General features: G+C 33.4%; 1 protein-coding gene and 1 rRNA gene. Both read left to right on the top strand.

The genetic code is table 11. The features are described from left to right. Positions 1-419: 419 nt before the first annotated feature. The gene (locus AC1DKZ_RS32700) at positions 420-1,349 is read left to right on the top strand and encodes a DMT family transporter (protein WP_476997961.1); all 930 of its coding nucleotides are present in this window, start codon (positions 420-422) and stop codon (positions 1,347-1,349) included. A 356-nt stretch (positions 1,350-1,705) separates the two neighbouring features. After that, positions 1,706-1,770, top strand: a 16S ribosomal RNA gene (locus tag AC1DKZ_RS32705); the annotation flags it as partial.

Raw genomic sequence — 1,770 nt, forward strand, 5'->3', positions numbered from 1 at the left:
AGTTGGGACCTTGTCCCTGTGAGAGTAGGACGTCGCCAAGCAAAAACCTAAGTCGTTTCGACTTAGGTTTTTTTGTGTTTATTTTTATTTACTGAAGGTTAAAATTCATAAATTTAATAATCCTAAAGACGAAAAAAGAATGAAATAGAAACGGTATAAAATAAAATTTGGATATTAAAGTGATAAGAAGGTTATAAAGTAATACGTTTAAATATAAATTGAAGGTAAGGATTACCTTTTTATGTTGATTTAGTTGTCGAATGAACAATGATGTTTTTGATTTAATATGAAAGGGTTATGCGAAAATGGCTGGATGGCTATTTTTCGCATAACCTTTTTGTGGTTTTAAAGGATTTTACTTAAGAAAAAATCTATAATTAAGGTAGTTAACATATACTTTTTGATGGGTGTGGGGGATTATGAAAGAAATATGCATGTTATTAGTGGCTGTTATATTATGGGGGACGGCAATTGCGCCAACAAAATGGGCATTAGAATCTATTCAACCATTTACTTTGTTATTTATTCGTCTTTTCCTCGCAGGGGGGATTTGTATGCTTTTTTCATATGGCCAACTTCAAAAAGCAATCGTACATAAACATATTCCATGGAAAAGAATGAGTTTGCTATCTTTTACTGGTGTAGCTGGGTATTTTATGTTCACATCCTACGGGATTTCTTTAACAAGTGGATTACATGTTAGTATCATTGATGCTGCATTGCCGTTAGTTACAATTCTTTTTTCAGCTTTCTTTTTAAAAGAGAAAATTCAGCCGAATTATTGGATTGGTATTATATTGGGGGCTATAGGGGTACTTCTTATAACAATTTCATCTAACAATGCTGATCAAGAGGTATCTTTAATAGGAGATATCCTTATTTTATTAAGCACCTTCTTATTTGCTTTTTATACAGTATTGTTAAAACAACCGAAACAGGAACGGTATCTATCAAACAAGGTTTTTACAACATTAACTTTAATTATTGGATCGGTTATTTTATTACCATTTGCAATGGTAGAAACTTTTTATTACGGTTTCCCAAAGATTGAAACCTGGAAGACTGGACTTAGTGTAATGTATCTTGTTATTGGAGCAACAATTTTAGCATATTGGTTTTGGAATAAAGCACTAGAGAGAGTTTCAGCATCAGTAAGTGGATTATATTTAAATGCATTACCGCTAATAAGTATTGTTGCTTCAATTGTTCTATTAAATGAATCTTTAACGTGGAGAATAGTAATAGGCGGCGGCTTAGTCTTATTTGGAGTGGTATGGGCGGATAAAAATGAATTAATTGATCTATTTATCAATTCCCGACAGAAAACTCCCACCTCAAGGAATCAGTAGGACGATAGTTTAAATAGAAAGGGGGAGTTCAAGAGTTTAAAGAGTGCATGTATATAATGTGTAATCAAAAGGGCGTCTTGTATGTAATGGGATGTCCTTGTTTATTATTTTCATTGAAATGGAGAAATTGAATAAAAGGTGTTGACGATTAGCTTATAAAGGTGTAATATAGGACAAGTCGCCGATAGCAACAACGCAGAAAGCGACAAACGAAATAAAAAACTTAGTTGACATTAACTAACGAAGATGTTAACATAAGGGAGTCGCAAATGAGCGGCARACAAGTTCTTTGAAAACTGAACGAAACAAACAACGTGAACGTCAATTTTTATTTTTAGATGCTAGACAAACTAACTTTATTGGAGAGTTTGATCCTGGCTCAGGATGAACGCTGGCGGCGTGCCTAATACATGCAAGTCGA

The organism is Bacillus sp. 05T21 (assembly GCF_056396785.1).